At 46.0% G+C, this 18,507-nt stretch carries 18 protein-coding genes; 12 read left to right on the top strand and 6 right to left on the bottom strand.

The window, feature by feature from the left end; genetic code table 11:
• Positions 1 to 6: 6 nt before the first annotated feature.
• The 7 genes from ABXT70_RS01115 to cofH are packed head-to-tail and all read left to right on the top strand — an operon-like array spanning position 7 to position 6,836.
• Positions 7 to 939 (top strand): LLM class flavin-dependent oxidoreductase, encoded by a 933-nt coding sequence (locus ABXT70_RS01115; protein ID WP_443641343.1) that lies wholly within the window; start codon positions 7 to 9, stop codon positions 937 to 939.
• Positions 940 to 942: 3 nt separating this feature from the next.
• Positions 943 to 1,374 (top strand): PaaI family thioesterase, encoded by a 432-nt coding sequence (locus tag ABXT70_RS01110; protein WP_443641342.1) that lies wholly within the window; start codon positions 943 to 945, stop codon positions 1,372 to 1,374.
• A 15-nt stretch (positions 1,375 to 1,389) separates the two neighbouring features.
• Positions 1,390 to 2,064, top strand: coding sequence for an NADPH-dependent F420 reductase (npdG, locus tag ABXT70_RS01105; RefSeq protein WP_443641341.1), 675 nt, complete (start codon positions 1,390 to 1,392; stop codon positions 2,062 to 2,064).
• A 14-nt stretch (positions 2,065 to 2,078) separates the two neighbouring features.
• Positions 2,079 to 2,858 carry a coenzyme F420-0:L-glutamate ligase gene (gene cofE, locus ABXT70_RS01100; protein WP_443641340.1) on the top strand — a complete coding sequence of 260 codons (780 nt, stop codon included), beginning with the start codon at positions 2,079 to 2,081 and terminating at the stop codon, positions 2,856 to 2,858.
• Positions 2,855 to 3,817, top strand: coding sequence for a 2-phospho-L-lactate transferase (cofD, locus tag ABXT70_RS01095; RefSeq protein ID WP_443641339.1), 963 nt, complete (start codon positions 2,855 to 2,857; stop codon positions 3,815 to 3,817). Before cofE ends, cofD begins: the two co-directional genes overlap by 4 nt.
• Positions 3,814 to 4,476 (top strand): 2-phospho-L-lactate guanylyltransferase, encoded by a 663-nt coding sequence (cofC, locus tag ABXT70_RS01090; protein ID WP_443641338.1) that lies wholly within the window; start codon positions 3,814 to 3,816, stop codon positions 4,474 to 4,476. The genes cofD and cofC overlap by 4 nt, the downstream gene beginning before the upstream one ends.
• Complete coding sequence (gene cofH / locus ABXT70_RS01085; RefSeq protein ID WP_443641337.1) at positions 4,473 to 6,836, top strand: 5-amino-6-(D-ribitylamino)uracil--L-tyrosine 4-hydroxyphenyl transferase CofH; 2,364 nt, start codon at positions 4,473 to 4,475, stop codon at positions 6,834 to 6,836. Before cofC ends, cofH begins: the two co-directional genes overlap by 4 nt.
• A gap of 62 nt (positions 6,837 to 6,898) precedes the next feature.
• On the opposite strand, the gene ABXT70_RS01080 is transcribed toward cofH, so the two are convergent.
• The 4 genes from ABXT70_RS01080 to rpmE form a co-directional block, all read right to left on the bottom strand.
• Complete coding sequence (locus ABXT70_RS01080) at positions 6,899 to 8,212, bottom strand: TRAP transporter large permease (RefSeq protein ID WP_443641336.1); 1,314 nt, start codon at positions 8,210 to 8,212, stop codon at positions 6,899 to 6,901.
• Positions 8,213 to 8,214: 2 nt separating this feature from the next.
• Positions 8,215 to 8,730: a TRAP transporter small permease gene (locus ABXT70_RS01075; RefSeq protein WP_443641335.1), complete on the bottom strand. Its 516-nt coding sequence runs from the start codon at positions 8,728 to 8,730 to the stop codon at positions 8,215 to 8,217.
• Positions 8,731 to 8,800: 70 nt separating this feature from the next.
• Positions 8,801 to 9,787, bottom strand: a complete 987-nt coding sequence (locus tag ABXT70_RS01070; protein ID WP_443641334.1) for a hypothetical protein — start codon at positions 9,785 to 9,787, stop codon at positions 8,801 to 8,803.
• Between the two features lie 588 nt (positions 9,788 to 10,375).
• Positions 10,376 to 10,588 (bottom strand): 50S ribosomal protein L31, encoded by a 213-nt coding sequence (gene rpmE, locus ABXT70_RS01065; protein WP_443641333.1) that lies wholly within the window; start codon positions 10,586 to 10,588, stop codon positions 10,376 to 10,378.
• A 292-nt stretch (positions 10,589 to 10,880) separates the two neighbouring features.
• Here rpmE and ABXT70_RS01060 point away from each other — a divergent pair, with 292 nt between their 5' ends.
• From ABXT70_RS01060 to hslU, 5 genes are all read left to right on the top strand, one after another.
• Entirely contained in the window at positions 10,881 to 13,070 is a 2,190-nt protein-coding gene (locus ABXT70_RS01060) for a primosomal protein N' (protein ID WP_443641332.1), read from the top strand.
• A 77-nt stretch (positions 13,071 to 13,147) separates the two neighbouring features.
• Positions 13,148 to 14,905: an arginine--tRNA ligase gene (gene argS / locus ABXT70_RS01055; RefSeq protein WP_443641331.1), complete on the top strand. Its 1,758-nt coding sequence runs from the start codon at positions 13,148 to 13,150 to the stop codon at positions 14,903 to 14,905.
• A 2-nt stretch (positions 14,906 to 14,907) separates the two neighbouring features.
• Positions 14,908 to 15,501 (top strand): SPOR domain-containing protein, encoded by a 594-nt coding sequence (locus tag ABXT70_RS01050; RefSeq protein ID WP_443641330.1) that lies wholly within the window; start codon positions 14,908 to 14,910, stop codon positions 15,499 to 15,501.
• Between the two features lie 107 nt (positions 15,502 to 15,608).
• Positions 15,609 to 16,151 (top strand): ATP-dependent protease subunit HslV, encoded by a 543-nt coding sequence (gene hslV, locus ABXT70_RS01045; RefSeq protein WP_443641329.1) that lies wholly within the window; start codon positions 15,609 to 15,611, stop codon positions 16,149 to 16,151.
• A 9-nt stretch (positions 16,152 to 16,160) separates the two neighbouring features.
• A complete protein-coding gene (gene hslU, locus ABXT70_RS01040; protein WP_443641328.1) occupies positions 16,161 to 17,486 on the top strand; it encodes an ATP-dependent protease ATPase subunit HslU in 1,326 nt (441 codons plus the stop codon).
• 29 nt (positions 17,487 to 17,515) lie between these two features.
• Here hslU and ABXT70_RS01035 read toward each other — a convergent pair whose 3' ends face one another.
• A complete protein-coding gene (locus tag ABXT70_RS01035) occupies positions 17,516 to 17,791 on the bottom strand; it encodes a polyhydroxyalkanoic acid system family protein (protein ID WP_443641327.1) in 276 nt (91 codons plus the stop codon).
• 334 nt (positions 17,792 to 18,125) lie between these two features.
• Entirely contained in the window at positions 18,126 to 18,488 is a 363-nt protein-coding gene (locus tag ABXT70_RS01030) for a hypothetical protein (protein ID WP_443641326.1), read from the bottom strand.
• Positions 18,489 to 18,507 lie beyond the last annotated feature (19 nt).

The following is an 18,507-nucleotide window of genomic DNA, read 5'->3' as shown; positions in this document are numbered from 1 at the left end:
AAAACTATGGCCAATATACAAATTGGATTTCATATCGATGGTGATGTGTGGGAACCTGAACAAATTACCCAGGTAGAGGATCACGGCTTCGACATTCTGACTACAGGCGAGCATATCCTTTTTTTCCGACCCATTTTAGATACAGTGACCGTGTTAGCTTACGCCGCCGCTGTCACCAAAAAGATAAAACTACTGCCATCTACATTAATCCTGCCGTTACGTCATCCAACGATGATGGCTAAAGAATTGACTTCAATTGACATTTTATCTAAAGGCCGTCTGATTGCATCGGTGGGCATCGGCGGGGACTACCCCCGTGAATTTGAAGCCTGTGGCGTGCCCATGAATGAGCGTGGTGTAAGGGCCAATGAAGGCATTGAGATTATGCGTAAGTACTGGTCTGGTGAGCGTTTCGACTACGATGGAAGAATCTTTCAATTAAAAGATGTAGATATGCTACCGCCACCACATCAAACCGGTGGGCCACCCCTTTGGGTTTGTGGCCGTAGCGACCCAGCCATGAAGCGGGCCGCAAAATACGGCAATGGTTGGCAGCCATACATGTACACGGCAGATCAAGTAGCTGAGTCTATTACCAAAGTAAAAGATTTTGCTGCCGACATCGGCCGTGAACTAGATGATGATTTTGCCTTCACCACCTTCATGTACGTTAGCATGCATGACGATGCTCAAGAAGCCCGTAATCGAGCAATCGAACAATTGAGCTATCGTTTCAACATGCCTTTTGAAAAAATTGTTGACAAATATTGTGCTTACGGCCCAGCGGATAAAATTATTGAAAGCCTGAGCGAATATGTTGCCGCAGGCACCAACCACATCATTGTGGCCTTGGTAATGCCTGAGGAAGAACGCATGGATTACGTGGCTAAATTTGCTGAAGAAATCTTACCGGCTTTACAACGTATGCAGACGGTATAGCAAATGAAGGATCACAATCATTTGAGCGTAGCAGACATTCAATACCGTATTGATCAGTCTTTATTTCATCAGCTATTTAAGCCAGAAGTGTTACGGGTTGATAACGAAAAGCTTGAACTTAAGTTGCAGGTGTCCATGTGCCCACAATTTGAACGTCAGCCCAGTACTGGCCAATGGCATGGTGGTGTATTGGCTTCATTGGTGGATATTGCTGGTTGCTACGCACTAATGCTAGTGGCTAAGGGCCCCATACTAACACTCAATTTTAGTACCGATTTTTTGAGGTTAGCCGTCTCAGATACTCTAACTGCAACAGCAAAAGTCACACGGTCAGGTCGTACTGTAGGTTTTGTTGAGGTTATAGTACGCAACCAAGAGCAAGAGGAGGTGGTTACTGGCCGCGCTTGCTATGCAATCCGTCCAAGTCAAAGCTAACAGGAGCACTAAACCATGACAAAATCACAACACAAGCACATCGCCATATTAGGTGGTACTGGGGCTCTAGGTTCAGGTTTAGCCCTTCGCTGGGCTCAAGCTGGCCATCATGTCACGTTAGGTTCTAGAGACAGTGAGCGTGCCACAGAAGTAGCAGCTAAACTCAGTCAACAAGTTAGCCAAAAAATTACTGGCACAAGTAATGAAAAAGCTGCATCTGACGCTGAATTGGTAGTTATTACCGTACCTTATGCCAGTCATGCTGCCACCATTGACTCAGTTCGAGATCACCTAACAGGAAAGGTTTTAATTGACGTTACGGTGCCCCTGAAGCCCCCGAAAGTGCGTACGGTACAACTTCCTGAAGGTGGGTCTGTTGCCAAAGCTCTGCAGGCAAACTTGGGCGAGTCAGTAAAGGTTGTTTCTGCCTTTCAAAATGTAGCAGCGACCCATCTCGCCGATTTAGACCATAATATAGATTGTGACATACTGGTGTGTGGCAATGACAAAGAAGCCCGGGGTCAAGTGGTTGAGTTAGCCAATGACGCCGGCATGAAAGCATGGCATGGTGGCCGCATTGACAATTCAGCAGTCGCAGAAGCACTCACCTCCCTGCTTATTTTTATTAATGGAAATTATAAAATAGATGGGGCCGGCATTCGTATTACCGGCACCCCAGCCGACAGCTAAACAGGAATATACGAGTGGCTTCTCAATTAATCATTCAGGCCCTGGAGGGAGTTCCAATGGTCTCGCCTGGTGACAACCTGCAACAGATTTTAGAAACAGCTCTGATCGATAACCAAGTGTGCCTTCAAAACGGCGACATACTCGTGCTAGCCCAAAAAATCGTTTCCAAGGCAGAAGGATGTCTGATGGACTTGAATAAAGTCGAACCCAGTTCAGAAGCCCTTGCTGTGGCTAAAAAGGTTGATAAAGACCCTCGTTTAGTTGACATTATTTTATCCCAAAGCCAGTCCTTGATACGGCAGGTGAAAGGGGTGCTAATTACTCAGCACATACGTGGTTGGGTGATGGCTAACGCTGGGATCGATGCCTCCAACGTCTATTCTAAGGAAGGGCAAGAGAATGTGTTGCTGCTGCCTAAAGATCCAGACTTTTCGTGTAATGTATTGCGGGATGGTTTGTACCAGAGTTTAGGGGTAAACATTGCTGTGGTCATCAATGACAGCTTTGGTCGCCCATGGCGCCTGGGCACCACAGGGGTGGCCATTGGTGCAGCGGGCCTGCCAAGCTTGTGGGATCGACGAGGAGATCTCGACTTATTTGGCAGGGAACTACTAACCAGCCAACAAGCTGTGGCTGATGAAATCGCTGGTGCTGCATCCTTGTTGCAGGGTCAAGGTAATGAAGGTCGTCCTATTGTGCTAGTTAGAGGACTTACCTTCCCCGCAAAGACCGAACCAGAGAACTGTCCTGCTGCAGCTTTGGTGCGTGATATCAGCGAGGATTTATTCCGATGAATAGTGGCCAAACAATTATTCTCTCTGGTGGCGTAGGTGGTGCCAAACTTGTGTTAGGTATGAGTCATGTATTGGCACCTGAACAACTGACTGTAATTACTAACACTGGTGATGATTTTAACCATTACGGTTTACGCATCTGCCCCGATATAGATACTGCCCTCTACACGTTATCAGGATTGTCTGATCAAGAAAAAGGCTGGGGTCGTGCAGAAGAAACCTGGCGTTTTATGCAAGCACTAACAGCGCTTGGTGGCGAAGGTTGGTTTAACCTCGGCGACACTGACCTTGCTTTACATTTAATACGCACCCAGTCTTTAGCTGAAGGAAAAACCCTCACCGAAGTCACCCGAATGCTGGCCAACACTATGGGAATTGAACTCACCCTGTTACCCATGACAAACGACCGAGTAGCAACCCAAGTAATGACCAAGTCTGGGCAGCTCGATTTTCAACATTATTTTGTTCGCGATCAATGTCACCCAAAAGTTACAGGGTTCAGCTTCCAAGGTTTGTCTGAGGCCAGTACAAACCCTCAGTTAATCTGCTCACTCGAAAGTCAACCAGAAGCCATTATTTTTGCTCCTTCTAATCCATACGTGAGCATTGACCCCATTATTAAACTGCCTGGATTACTATCAAAGATGCGCCAGAGCCACACCCCTATAGTAGCAGTGTCCCCTATCGTCGGTGGCGCCGCCATTAAAGGACCTGCCGCTAAGATGATGCTAGAGTTGGGTTTAGAAGTTTCACCTTTAGCAGTTGCAGAACATTATAAAGGCGTGATTCATGGTCTGGTCATCGACGAACTAGACAAAAAATATGCTAGCGCCATTGAGTCTTTGGGTCTTGCGGTTCAAATTGCGCCAACTATCATGCATGATTTAAGTAGCCGCATAAATTTAGCTCAAACCTGTCTCGATTTTGCTCAGGAGTTGAAGGGACACATCACGCCATGACTCATATCATTGTTCCCATCAAAGACCTTTCTCAAGCCAAGCAACGGCTTGCTGGAGTTCTGTCCAAAGAACATCGTGAGGGTTTAGTTCTGGCCATGTTGGAGGATTTATTAATAACCCTGTCAACATTACCATCCTGCACCGTGTGGGTGATTGCGAGCAACCCTAAGGTTTTTCAAGTGGCCCAAAGGTGTGGCGCCCAAATTATCAACGAACACGAATCTCAAGGTTATAATCAAGCCGTAGCGTTCGGTTTAAAACAGTTTGCAGGTGAACCTATTGCAGTAATCCCAGGAGATGTTCCCCTTGCGAGTGCTGTGGAAATCCTTCAGCTAATCAAACCCACAGATGACCAAAATGAATTAGTCCGTCTTGCACCTGACACGGAGCAGCAAGGGACAAATGGACTTTTCTTATCTCGGGCTAATCTAATGGAGCCAGGTTTTGGCTCACACAGCTATATGCGCTACCTCAGTAAAGCGAGAGCCAAAGGAATTGGTGTTGAAAACATTTCCAGTGCCAATTTAGCCCTAGACATTGATACTCCCGCAGACTTAGAACAACTTGTCAGTCACGTCAGAAAAGGTGCGACATACGAATTTTTACAACAGCTAGGCCATCACTTTGGACCACAGTTTCTAGACCAGGGAGCAGCATGAACGCATCAATTAGGATTCCGCACAGTGGCTATCGAATTACCGCAGAAGACGCCTTACTTTTGTTACAGCAAGATGAAGAAACATTACTTACAAGAGCTGCAAACTTAAGAGATCATGGCCATGGTCGAAAGGTCAGTTATTCCCGCAAGGTCTTCATTCCTCTTACTCAGCTATGCCGTGACGTGTGCCATTATTGTACATTTGCTAAAGCTCCTAAACGACTCAATCAGCCTTACTTAACCCCCAAGCAGGTACTTGAAATCGCTAAGGCAGGCCAGGCCGCAGGGTGTAAAGAAGCGCTCTTCACTTTAGGAGACAAGCCCGAATTGCGCTACCGCGAAGCCAGCGAAGCGCTTGAAGAAATGGGTTATGCGAGCACCCTTGAATATTTAGCTGCTATGTCTCGTTTAGTGTTTGAAGAGACAGGATTATTACCTCACTTAAATCCAGGAGTGATGTCAGCAAGCGAAATTAGCATGCTTCGTGAAGTATCCGTATCTATGGGCATCATGCTCGAAACTTCCTCCCATCGTTTAAGCGAGAAAGGCGGTTGTCACTATGGCTCACCTGACAAACTACCTGAAGTCCGCCTAGCTACAATTGCCGAAGCAGGTCGTCAAAAAGTACCCTTCACTAGCGGCATATTGATAGGCATTGGTGAAACCCGAAAGGAGCGTATTGAAAGCTTGCTAGCGTTACGTAAGTTGCATGAAGAATTTGGTCATATTCAAGAAATTATCGTACAAAATTTTCGAGCCAAGGCCGATACGAAAATGGCCCATGCTCCAGAACCAGACATCTCTGAATTGCGCTGGAGCATTGCAGTAGCTCGTATTATTTTCGGTTCGGAAATGTCTATTCAAGCACCACCAAACTTATCCTCTGGTGCCTGTGCAGACCTTGTCGCAGCAGGAATAAACGATTGGGGAGGCATATCTCCAGTCACTCCCGACCACGTTAATCCTGAAGCACCGTGGCCACAGCTAGATCAATTAGCTATAGATAGTGCAAAATGCAGTAAAATTTTGGTTGAACGTTTGGGCGTTTATCCGATGTATGCACATCAACCGGCCGTGTGGTTACATAAACCATTTCACAAGCCAGTACGTTCGGCTATTGATGCAGACGGTTTAGTACGCGAAAGCCGTTGGGTTGCGGGGGTGAGCGCACAGCCAATCCCACGCATTATCACCACCCCCGGATTCATTAGAGACCTCTCCCTAGATCGAGTTCTAAGCCGCGCATCAGATGGTTTGGAGTTAACTCAGCAAGAGGTAGAACGATTGTTCGCCGCCCGAGATGGCGAAGTCGAACCTGTACTTCAGGCCGCAGACGCTGTGCGACAAAAACTGTGCGGTGACACCGTTAGCTACGTGGTTACACGCAATATTAATTACACTAATATTTGTAGTTACCGATGCAGTTTTTGCGCGTTTGCCAAGGGTAAGAAACATGAAGAACTACGTGGAAAACCTTACAACTTAGATCCTGAAGTAGTGGCTGATAGAGCAGTTGAGGCGTGGAACAGGGGTGCAGTAGAAGTCTGCCTGCAAGGAGGAATTCACCCGTCTTACACAGGACAGACGTATCTTGATATTCTTAGCGCCATAAAAACTCGTTTGCCCGATATGCACGTCCACGCTTTTTCTCCGCTAGAAATATTCCAAGGTGCAGAAACCCTTGGTGTATCTGTCGACCATTTTTTAGGACAGCTTGCTGATGCTGGGTTAGGAAGCTTGCCAGGCACCGCTGCTGAGATTCTTGATGACCGGATTAGAGTTAATTTGTGCCCAGATAAAGTTAATACTCAGCAGTGGTTTGATGTCATAGACAGCGCCCATCGTCGTGGCATCCCTACCACTGCAACCATAATGTATGGACACATTGAACAGCCAGTCCATTGGGCGAAGCATTTGCTTGGATTACGGCAACAACAACAGAAAACGGGGGGGTTTACTGAACTCGTGCCGCTGCCTTTCGTGCACATGGAAGCACCAATGTACCTTAAGGGCCATTCTCGTATCGGACCTACATGGCGCGAGGCTGTTTTAATGCATGCCGTCAGCCGCTTAGTACTCAGCCCTGAGATCGTTAATATTCAGGCATCTTGGGTTAAGTTAGGGCCAGAAGGAGTTGCTCAGTGCCTTAAGGCCGGGGTTAATGACATCGGTGGTACTTTAATGGATGAAACCATTACCCGTTCTGCTGGAGCAGAACACGGTCAAGAAATGACACCTCAAGCGATGGAGAGCATACTGGCCAAAGCTAACCGGCCCGCTCGACAGCGTACCACTTTATATGCAGACGCTAAGAACGAGCGCAAGGTATGTTCTTTTAACAGTTTGCCACAGGCGAGCTAAAACTATTTCTCCTAAGTAAAACGTTAACAAGGGCAAGTTGCCCTGGTTTTTTAATCCAAATTCTAGCCTACTAAATTAGGTAACCATGTTGCGATACCAGGGAAAGCGGCAATAGAGACAATGCCAATAAGGAATAAGATGACAAAGGGCCAAGTCGCTTTGTAAACTTCACTGATAGTCATATCAGGAACCACCGCCTTAAATGCGAACAAGGTATAACCGAACGGTGGCGTAATTGCACCCAGTGTTATGTTGACTAAAAATAATAGCCAGAACCACACAGGGTCAAAACCCAAGCTATCAACTACAGGTTGGTAGATAGGTATGGTCAATAATATAACTGCAATAGTGTCAATAAACATACACAGTACGAAAGGCACAGCAAGCAAGATAAACAACATCATCATCGGGGAATACCCTAAATTCGCTACCAGGTCGACCAATTCACTAGTAGCGCCAGTAAATGCTAATAATTGAGTGAACATTTTTGACATGGCCATAATAACCAATATCATTGCCGATACAGTGATCGCTGCAACTATAGAATCCCAGATCATTTTGACGCTTAAATTACGATAGATAGCTGCTGTAATAAGTGCACCGACCACCCCCGTTGCAGCCGATTCTGATGGAGTTGCGATGCCCAACATAATGAAACCCATTACTGAAAAAATGACGATAATAAAGGGTAGTGTGCGTAATACGGCAACGACTTTGTCGCCTATGGTGACGCTATTTCGTTCACCGTCTGTGATCGCAGGAGCCAATTTATTATTCAATGAAATACGAATGAAAACGTAGACTAGAAAGATGCCACCTATAAATAGTCCTGGGATTACTCCAGCGATCAGCAACTTAGCAATGGACACGTCAGCTATAGAGCCAACAATAATGGCCAATAAACTGGGTGGGATAATGGGTGCCAAGCTTGCCCCACCGATGATAAGGCCTGCTGCTATTTTACGATCATAACCTCGCGCTTGCATGCCAGGCATAATTGCCCTGCCTAGCATCGCTGCCACAGCCATTGCTACACCAGATAGCGCCCCAAACACTGCAGACAAAGCGACCACTAAAACGTACTGACGCCCTCGCATGCGCCCCACTAACTTATCGATGGAGTCAAATAACACGTCCATAGTTCCAGAACGGAATAACAACTCCCCCATAAGGATAAATAGTGGTATTGAAGCCAACGAAGTAATAGACACAGTATCTAGAATACTGTTCGCAAACATTGGAAAACCATAGGGTCCAATGATGACGTAAACGCCTACTAATATAGCAGCCAAGAATGCTAAGAATACCGGCGCACCTGACAAAAAGAAAGTGAAGAGAATGGCAATGCCCGCCAATAAAATTGTATACCACTCCATAATCAATTTTCCATAAGAAGATTACTGTTGACGCGATGACTCGGATTCGCTTGGCGTAACAAGTAGAGCGAACTCAATAACAGCCCAAATGTTATAAAGATAGAAACCCACCATTGGGGTATTGGAATAATCGCTAAAGTCTCAATACCTTTAGAGTACTGGCGCCAGTTTTCGAGTGCACTAACGTAAGCCGCAAAGCTCAAACACAAAAAACCAATCAAACTAATGATGGTATAGATAATATCTGCCCATTTGGAAGGCATTATGTCCACTAGAATAGTTACAGCAACGTGCTGTTTATCTTGCGTCACTTTTGGCAGGGCTAAAAATACCGAAGCAGCTAAAGCATAAGATACATAGTCACTAACCCAGGCTGTAGGCGAGTTAAAAAAGTAGCGCGTGATTACTTCATAAACATATGCAATCACAATTGACCCAAGCCCTATAGCAGCGAGCGTTGCCGCCACCTTAGTGATGGCATCCTGCAGGCTGCAGAGTTTGGATATAAAAGACGACATAGGCGTTTACCTCAAAAACGTGAAAGCCGCCTTATGCGTTAACAATAAGACGGCTTTTGGTTAGTACCTCTTACATGCCCTTAGACGCTACAAAGTCGCGGAAGGCTTCCCCCGTCGCACCAGATTGCTCTACTGCTACTTCCATTGCACGTGCTGCATACAAAGCATTAGCTTCGTCCAAAGTGTAGCCAATTGATGTGGTTTTTGCACCTGCCGCTACCATAGCTGCATTTTCTACCTTCAACAAGTTTTTGAATATGCCAATTGTGTTCTTCTCTAACTGGTAACCTGCGTCTAGCAGAACCTTTTGAGAATCGCCATCAAGAGAGTTGAACTTGTCCAAGTTCATCATGATTAAGTAGGAAACGGTGCCAAATGCTGGCTCACCAAGATAAGGTGCGACTTCGTGGAATTTGTAACCCACTGCTCCAACAGCAGGCCATACAAGACCGTCAATAACGCCTTTCTCCGTAGCAGAGTATAGTTCGCCAAACGGAATAATTACGGCCGTTCCACCCAATGATCCAACAATTTTGTTGTAAGAAGGCAGTGCCCTAATTTTCTTACCGCTTAGTTTAGAACCTGGGTCCATTGCCTCTTTAAGGAAAAACCTAAAGCCCGTAGTGGCCGTAGGAATTGATAGAATTTTGAGATTTTGGGTTGTTTGGTAATGATTGTCTGCCCAGTCCCAAATACCCGAAGAGCGGCGCTTATCAACATCACCCTCGACTGCGTCGATGGCCGCGCCTATACCTGTTGTACCCGTATGATAAAGACCATGAGTATAAATAATGTCAAATACACCGGCCGAGACTGGTTGCAGTTGTTTACCAGCAGCTACCACTTCAGGTCCGCTAGGTTTGATGGTGATTGCACCTGAAGACAGGCTAGACACCAGATCGTTATAGCCATAAGCCATGTTAGCCGTACCAGAGTGATTGCCACCCCAAGCGGTCAACATTTTCAGGTTCTCAGCATTGGCTGCACCTGATGCTAAAGCCAACCCGAGTGCCGAAACAGATAAAGTCTTGAGAAGTTTTTTATTAAAATTATTCATTGATTCCTCCAACTATAAGTTATATGGCCAACAACGCCTAAACAGCTAAACGAAAGGCCGAACAAGCCGTCTTTACGTATTTTTACATATTCGACTATTTAAGTAGCATACGCCCTTTTTTGTTACTGACAAGTAGTTTGGCGATAGTTTTTTGTGTTTAGGTTAGCAATAACACTAGCTTTTGAATTGAAAGTTGTACTAATGCATTGTTTTATAATGATATTTTTTAATAAAAAGTTTGTAAAATAAAAAAGAGTATCAAACTGCCCTTATTTTAAAACTAAACTGACTTTAATCTGATTCAGCATCCATTGTTGGCATAAAACTCCTGCCGCCTAATGAACCAGCCGTTGAGGCACCACCACTTCACCCGTGCAGTAAATTAATCCCACTCCAAGCTAGTCATAAGCACCAAAATTAACGCCATATCAATATCTTCAGCGCGAAAGTCAAAAAGCCACAGCGGTGTTATAGAGATAGGGTCGAACTGACACTACTAAAAAGGATACGTCTTTTCATTAACACACTAAAAAGCCCGCGCTGGATAACCAGGGCGGGCTTTTTAAGTTGCGGTTAACGCTAAATCAATTACTTGCTAGTGCGGCTACCGAAACGCTTGTTGAAGCGATCGATACGGCCGCCAACGTCTATATTTTTCTGCTTACCAGTGTAGAAGGGGTGGCATGCCGAACATGTGTCAATGTGCATGTCTTTGCATAGCGTAGAGCGCGTTTCTACAACGTTGCCGCAAGAACACGTAGCCTTAATGGCTTCGTACTTAGGATGAATATCTTTTTGCATGGGAAATAACCTCAAGGTTATGGCGCCGCCACTTGATCTATTGCCAAGCACCGCACCGATCGAAGATCTTTAAAAGATCTCTTTCAAATTGGCCAGCCGAAAACCAGCAAGCCATAAAAATAGAGGCGAAATTCTACCAGACACCTCCAGATAAGCAAGCCTTTTTGCCAACGCAGACTTTACAAATAATCAAATGAGCGGTTTATCTTTGTAAAGCACCACAAACACAGACACTTTGGTGTAGGATAACCCTCTAACCCACTTCTCTTCAATGTCCTATTTTCCAGTGCCTATGTATTTACAAATCGCCCTCGCCACTGGTCTACGCCAAGAGTTTACTTATTTAGCGCCAGACAAAACGGAAGACTCTTACTTGCCGGAAATTGGTTTACGAGTGCGTGTAACCTTGGGTCGGAGTGAAAGAGTGGGGCTTATTGTAGGCATCAACCAAACCACGGAACTAGATCTCAACAAGCTCAAACCTATCAGCGAAGTATTAGATGAAACGCCACTATTATCCAAAGAACTTTGGCAGTTGGGGCTTTGGGCAGCAGACTATTACCAACATCCAGTAGGTGATGCTCTTATGCATCTACTGCCGGCCAAATTGCGCCATCCGCTACCCAATCAACTCATCCAACTCAATTGGCAAATAGCTGATGTAGAAGCCGACTTTGGCAGGGCCAAAAAACAGCACATCCTTTGGCAACAACTTCAAACATTGGCCCCAGAGTTCAACCTAAGTCAGCTACAAAGCATTGGCATTAAACCTAGTCAACTGAAACCATTTTTAGACAAAGGCTGGCTTACCACCAGCTACCCTGAGCCTCAACATGTGACTTTGCAACTGGCTGAGAAGGGCCTAGACCTCAACCCAGAACAATCACACATTGTTGAGCACTTAGCTAAGGTAAATGGCACGTTTAGTTGCAACCTATTGAATGGTGTTACGGGTAGTGGTAAGACCGAAGTGTATTTTCACGCCATTGCCCATCAACTGCAGGCGGGTAAACGAACCCTGTTATTGGTGCCCGAAATAGGCCTTACACCACAGTTACTGCAGCGGCTTGAACAGCGTTTTAACAACCGCGTGCTGGCACTGCACTCGGGGCTTACAGAACACCAACGACTTAACGCTTGGCAACAGGCAGGGCTTGGTCAGGCTGACATCATCATTGGTACCCGCTCTGCCTTATTTACCCCCATCCCAGATTTAGGCCTTATCATTATTGATGAAGAACACGACCAAGCCTACAAACAGCAAGAAGGTTTTCGTTACCATGGCCGTGACTTGGCGATAAAGAGAGCTGCTGATGCCAACATTCCAATTTTATTGGGCTCCGCCACGCCCTCATTAGAGAGTTTGGCGAATGTAGCACGGGGTCGATTTAGCCAATGGCTATTATCCCAACGAGCAGGCAAAGCAAGCAGCCAAAGTTATCAGGTTATTGATTTACGCAACCAGCCACAACAAGCAGGCATATCTGAACAGTTACAGGAAATGATTCAGATTCAACTGGATTTAGACCATCAAGTTCTACTGATGCTAAATAGGCGGGGGTTTGCCCCGAGCTTACAATGCCAGTCTTGTGGCGCAACCGCACAATGCCCAGCCTGCGATGCCAATATGACCTTACACCGTCGGCCCCCAAGGTTACATTGCCACCACTGTGAGCACCAGCAACCCGTACATTTACATTGCCCACAATGCCAGAGCCACCAATTAAAGCCGTTAGGCCAAGGTACCGAGCGAACGGAAGAACAGCTCAACACGCTCTTCCCAAACACGCCAGTTCATCGTATAGACCGCGACACTACCCGTAAAAAAGGCAGCTTAGAAAGTATGTTAGATCAGGTGCATCGGGGCGAGCCTTGCTTATTAGTGGGCACCCAAATGTTGGCTAAAGGTCACCATTTTCCTAATGTTACTTTGGCGGCTATTTTAGATGCTGATGCCAGCCTGTTTAGCAGTGATTTCCGCGGTCCAGAAAAGCTAGCGCAACTATTAGTGCAAACCGCAGGTCGTGCGGGGCGTGCCCAAATACCCGGTACAGCAGTGATCCAAACCTACCAAGCAGATCACCCCACCATTAACATTTTAGTAAACCAGGGATACAACGCCTTTGCTCAGCAAGAGCTAACCATCCGCCAGCAAAGTGGCTTGCCACCCGTGGGTCATATGGCCTTGTTTCATGCTCAGGCAAAAGATGCGACACAAGCCTTTGCCCTGCTAAATTGGTTAGGGCAACAAATACAAAGCCCAGCGTTACGACCACTAACCAAAGCCTTGCTTATGTTCGGCCCTATGCCTGCTTTTATGGCCCGTAGAGCCCATTATTATCGTGCTCAACTACAACTTCAGCACCCTAACCGCAAACAATTACAGCAATTATTACAGCAATTGTGCCATTTATTAGATCAACATCCAGCAGCGCGTAAAATACGCTGGAGTCTAGACATAGACCCGCAAGAACTGGGATAATTAGGCGTTATATACACGCATTTGTTATGTCCTCATTTCTGGACAGCATTTAAACCTTTAGAAGCCAAAACACCAACATGAAGCAACACATTGCAGACCTCATTCAACAAGCCATCGATGCACTTAAAACTGTGGGTGAGTTTGACGCTGATCTCGTCGCCACTATTCAAATTGATAACACCCGCGACAAACAACACGGCGACCTTGCTTGTAACATCGCCCTCACTTTAGCTAAGGCAACACGGCGCAAGCCACGCGACATCGCAGAACTGATCTGCAACCACATACCTACATCAGACTCAGTAACTAAAACAGAAATTGCGGGTCCAGGCTTCATTAACTTTTTTATCAGCCAAGATGCCACTCAGGCCGTTATTGCTAGAGTGCTTAAAGAAGCTGAGCAATTTGGCCGCAATAACAGTGGGTCTGGCCATAAAGTTCAAGTTGAATTTGTATCTGCCAACCCTACAGGTCCTTTACATGTGGGCCATGGTCGCGGTGCAGCCTATGGCGCCAGTGTTTCTAACTTGTTGGAAGCAGCGGGCTACGAGGTAGAGAGGGAATATTACGTAAATGATGCCGGCCGACAAATGAATATTTTGGCCGCCAGTGTGTGGCTGCGTTACCTACAACAAGCAGGTGAAGAGATTGTATTCCCAAGTAATGGTTATCAAGGTGATTATGTTAATGACATAGCCCAACAACTGCATGCACAAGTGGGTAGCCGTTTACAGCGTGATGCTGCAGCAGTGATGGCTGGCCTCCATGCAGATGCCCCTGAAGGCGACAAAGAAAAACACATCGATGATTTGGTTGAGCGTGCTCAGAACTTGCTGGGCAAAAGTGATTATCGCTTAATGTTTGATGCTGGCCTAGACTCTATTCGTGATGATATTAAGCAGGATTTACACGGTTTTGGTGTGGACTTCGAGCAGTGGTTCTCCGAACGTAGCCTAGACCATGGCGACCAAATCAACCGTGCCATTACTAAACTACAAGAACAAGGCCATGTCTATGAAGACGGCGGTGCCTTATGGTTTCGTTCTACGGAATTTGGCGACGACAAAGACCGCGTAGTAAAACGTGACAATGGCCAAACCACCTACTTTGCGTCCGACATTGCCTACCATTTGAATAAGTTCGAACGTGGCATGGATACGGTCATTAATGTATGGGGAGCAGATCACCACGGCTACATCATTAGGGTAAAGGCCGCGTTACAAGCCCTAGGTATTAACCCTGCCCGCTTAGTAGTAAAGCTAGTTCAATTTGCCATTTTGTATCGTGGTGCAGAACGGGTGCAAATGTCTACCCGTAGTGGTTCTTTTGTGACCTTACGCGAACTTCGTGAAGAAGTGGGCAAAGACGCCTCACGCTTCTTCTATGTCACACGTAAATCGGAACAACATATGGATTTTGACTTGGACCTTGCTAAGTCAGAAAGTAAAGACAATCCGGTGTATTACATTCAGTATGCTCATGCACGTATCTGCACCCTTATTAGAAAATTGGCAGAAAAGAACATGGCATGGAATTCAGAAATAGGTCTGCAGCAACTAGAAAAGCTTAACGAAGAGACGGAAATCGCTCTTATGCAGCAGATTGAACTGTACCCAGAAGTCATCACTAGTGCGGCCAACAACCACGAGCCCCATCAGGTTGCCCATTACCTTAAAGACTTAGCCAGTAATTTTCACAGTTACTACAACGCTCACCGCATGGTTATTGACGATGCTAAGTTACGTAACGCTCGCATGTGTCTTTGCATGGCCGCGTGCCAAGTCATGGCTAACGGCCTAAGCCTGTTGGGTGTCGACGCACCAGAGCAAATGTAGCCATGGCACCCCACGATTACGCTAAGCGAAAACCCAAGAAAAAGCCACGCAAACCTGCTGTTTCAGGCTGGGTGATGCTGTTTACCTTAATTGTAAGCATGGGTTTTTTGGCGGCCCTGGTGATGCTTTCACAACAGCCAGATGATACCAACGCTAGCACCGTTGTAAGTGAAAAAAACAACCCATCTAAAGCGATTAAGTTGGCACCGAAAAACATAGACAAGGCGCTTGATAAGAAAGGTGTTATCGAACCAAAGGACAGCTTCGACTTTTATACCTTATTGCCCGATAGTGAAGTTACCCCAGTGCAAGTGGATGCTTATATCTCCACACCTAAAGACCCTCAAAAGAAGACTAACATCTTACTGCAGGCCGGATCTTTTCGTAAGCTGGCTGAAGCTGACCGCCTTAGGGCTGAACTGATCCTTATTAATATGAATAATGTTGTGGTCGAAAAAACAGTATCGAGCACTGGCTCCGTTTGGTATCGCGTTCGCATCGGGCCATTTAGCAACCGCTCAACCCTTAACAAAGCCGAAGACCTCCTCGCCCAACAGAGCATTGAGTCGATTCGAATTAGTAAAAGCGCTAACTAAACGTCTGTTAAGTCCGTTTACGCTTGAATTCTAGCGTCTCGACCCCATCCTAACAGGACCACACTTAGGCACATAGCCAGAGCTTTGAAACCAATTAGGAATGAGACATGACCACCATTGTATCAGTACGCCGCGGCGATCAAGTTGTATTAGGTGGCGACGGCCAAGTTTCCTTGGGCAATACCGTAATGAAAGGCAATGCTCGAAAAGTGCGCCGCCTATACCACGACAAAGTAATTGCAGGGTTTGCTGGTGGTACCGCTGACGCATTCACCTTATTTGAACGCTTTGAAAGTCAGCTAGAAAAGCACCACGGCCAACTGGTGCGTTCTGCCGTAGAACTGGCCAAAGAATGGCGTAGTGATCGCGCCTTACGCCGGTTAGAAGCCATGCTAGTGGTTGCCAATGAGGAGGCCTCCCTTATTATCAGCGGTACTGGTGATGTAATAGAGCCAGAACACGGGCTTATTGCCATTGGTTCTGGTGGCAACTTCGCCCAAGCTGCAGCATTAGCGCTGTTGGACAACACAGAGCTTTCGGCCCACGACATCGTTAGTAAAAGCCTTGATATTGCTGCAAATATTTGTGTTTTTACCAACCACCAAACCACCATCGAAACCATTGAACTAACTGCTCAAACTAATAAATAAGGCTGAACCATGTCTCAACTGACTCCTGCTGAAATTGTCAGCCAACTCGACAACCACATTATTGGCCAAGATGCCGCTAAGCGCGCCGTGGCTATCGCACTGCGTAACCGCTGGCGCCGTATGCAACTTGAACCCAACATGCGGGCTGAAATTGCACCCAAAAACATTATGATGATTGGCCCTACTGGTGTTGGTAAAACTGAGATTGCTCGACGTTTGGCCAAATTGTCCCATGCTCCTTTTATAAAGATCGAAGCAACCAAATTCACTGAAGTAGGTTATGTAGGCCGTGATGTAGAATCTATTATTCGTGACCTCATGGAAACGGCTATGAAGATGCTGCGTGAAGACGCCATGACCAAAGTGGCCAACCAAGCAGCAGACCGTGCAGAAGACCGTATTTTAGACGTATTGCTGCCGCCTGCACGTGGTGCAGATGATGACTCAAGCACTACAGAGTCAGGCACCCGTCAGGTATTCCGTAAGAAACTGCGAGAAGGTAAACTAAACGACAAAGAAATTGATATAGAAGTATCTAACTCACCGGTTGGTGTTGAGATCATGGCGCCTCCGGGCATGGAAGATATGACCAATCAATTGCAGGGTTTATTTGCCAACATGGGCAAAGACAGAAAACAAACCAAAAAAATGAACATTGCCGACGCCCTAAAGCAACTTCAAGGCGAAGAAGCTGCAGGCTTAGTTAAGGAAGAAGATCTTAAACAACAGGCTTTAGACGCCGTTGAGCAAAATGGTATTGTATTTTTAGATGAGATCGACAAAATTGCTAAAAGACAAGAAGGTGGCAGTGGCGATGTATCACGTGAAGGCGTGCAACGCGACTTGTTGCCCCTCATTGAAGGCTGCACCGTAACCACTAAATACGGTATGGTGAAGACAGACCATATCCTGTTTATTACCTCAGGCGCATTCCACGTTGCAAAGCCTTCAGACCTTATTCCAGAGTTACAAGGCCGGTTACCTATTCGGGTAGAGTTAAACGCCCTACGCCCAGAAGACTTTGCACGCATTCTTACGGAACCTAACTATTCACTCACGCAGCAGTATAAAGCGCTATTGAGTGTAGAAGGAGTTGATCTAGAGTTCACTGAGGATGGTGTTAAGCGCATAGCTGAGCTGGCCTATGAGGTGAACGAAAGCACCGAGAACATCGGCGCGCGACGCCTGCATACACTATTGGAGCGTTTGCTAGAAGATCTATCATTCACGGCTAACCAAGCCACTGGCGCGAAAGTAGTTATTAACCAAACTTACGTAGATAACAACCTACAAGATCTTGTGAAAGACCAAGATTTGAGCCGCTATATATTGTAGATTGCGACGCTGCAATCCACAGGCCTAAGCTAACCAAGGCAGCGTGCTAGCTGCTTGTTAACCTCTGCTTCGATCTGGCCCTTCATGGGAGTTAACATCATGCCAAGGGTCAGTTCAACTTCTACCATCCCTTCTGTTAGCACCATAGAGCCTTTTACACCTTGGCGCTCAAGCATCAATATATCGCCCTGCCAAGAGCTCTTTACGTCTAACTTTTTTTCCAGCTTAGCAGAAAAGGCATTTACCGCTTCGCGGGCTTCTGCCATAGTGAGTGGATGGGGGTAGGAGACTTGAATACTGGCCATAGAAAGTCATTAAATGGAAGGTTATTAAACACCGCCATGTTAATCCTGCACGGAATTATAAACAAGGTGGCAGCTTGCGGGTCATTAACATAGCCACTCTTTATTCCAATTTTGAAGTAAGTTATAACTTTTTAGTATTAGACACTGTGGTGAATGTTGGTAGTATGCTTTCAGCGTAAATAAAAATAATAAGCGCAATAAGAAAAAAAGACATCCTTTGGCTTAATAATAAAAATAAACTAGCCTCAGAAAGCGGCTCATATGAGCTGCTTTTTTTATGCCTGTTATTTGGATATATACCCTACAGACTGAAGACACAACTAATATTACCTATTTAACCACCGCACTGCTTGTTAACAACCCAATCAGACAAGCTTAATAAACGATCTTTTAATTGATTGTATTCATCTTTCGCCGCTTGAGAATCGCTACTGCCATCTACGAACAGCAAAACTGGCCAATAAAACACACCCCCAACAAGTTCTAAACGTTCCATTTCCGCGTCTTCATCTCTCACTCCAGCAATTTCGTGCATCTGGCCAGTAATACGCCGAGCCTCAGAATAGAGCTGATCACAACTAAAGGCATCATAGGCAGCTGTAAAAATCGGCACAGTAGCAGTTGTGACAACACGACTTGGGGTATTCATACAGGCCACAGTAAGGCCTGCCAACACCAATAATATAAGTTTGTTCATAACGATACCCTCACATACT

It is taken from the genome of Candidatus Njordibacter sp. Uisw_039 (assembly GCF_047730075.1).
In the GTDB taxonomy this organism is placed as follows: Bacteria; Pseudomonadota; Gammaproteobacteria; order Pseudomonadales; family Balneatricaceae; genus Njordibacter.
The sequence above is the reverse complement of the archived record's forward strand: the minus strand, read 5'-3'. Positions and strand labels throughout refer to the sequence as shown.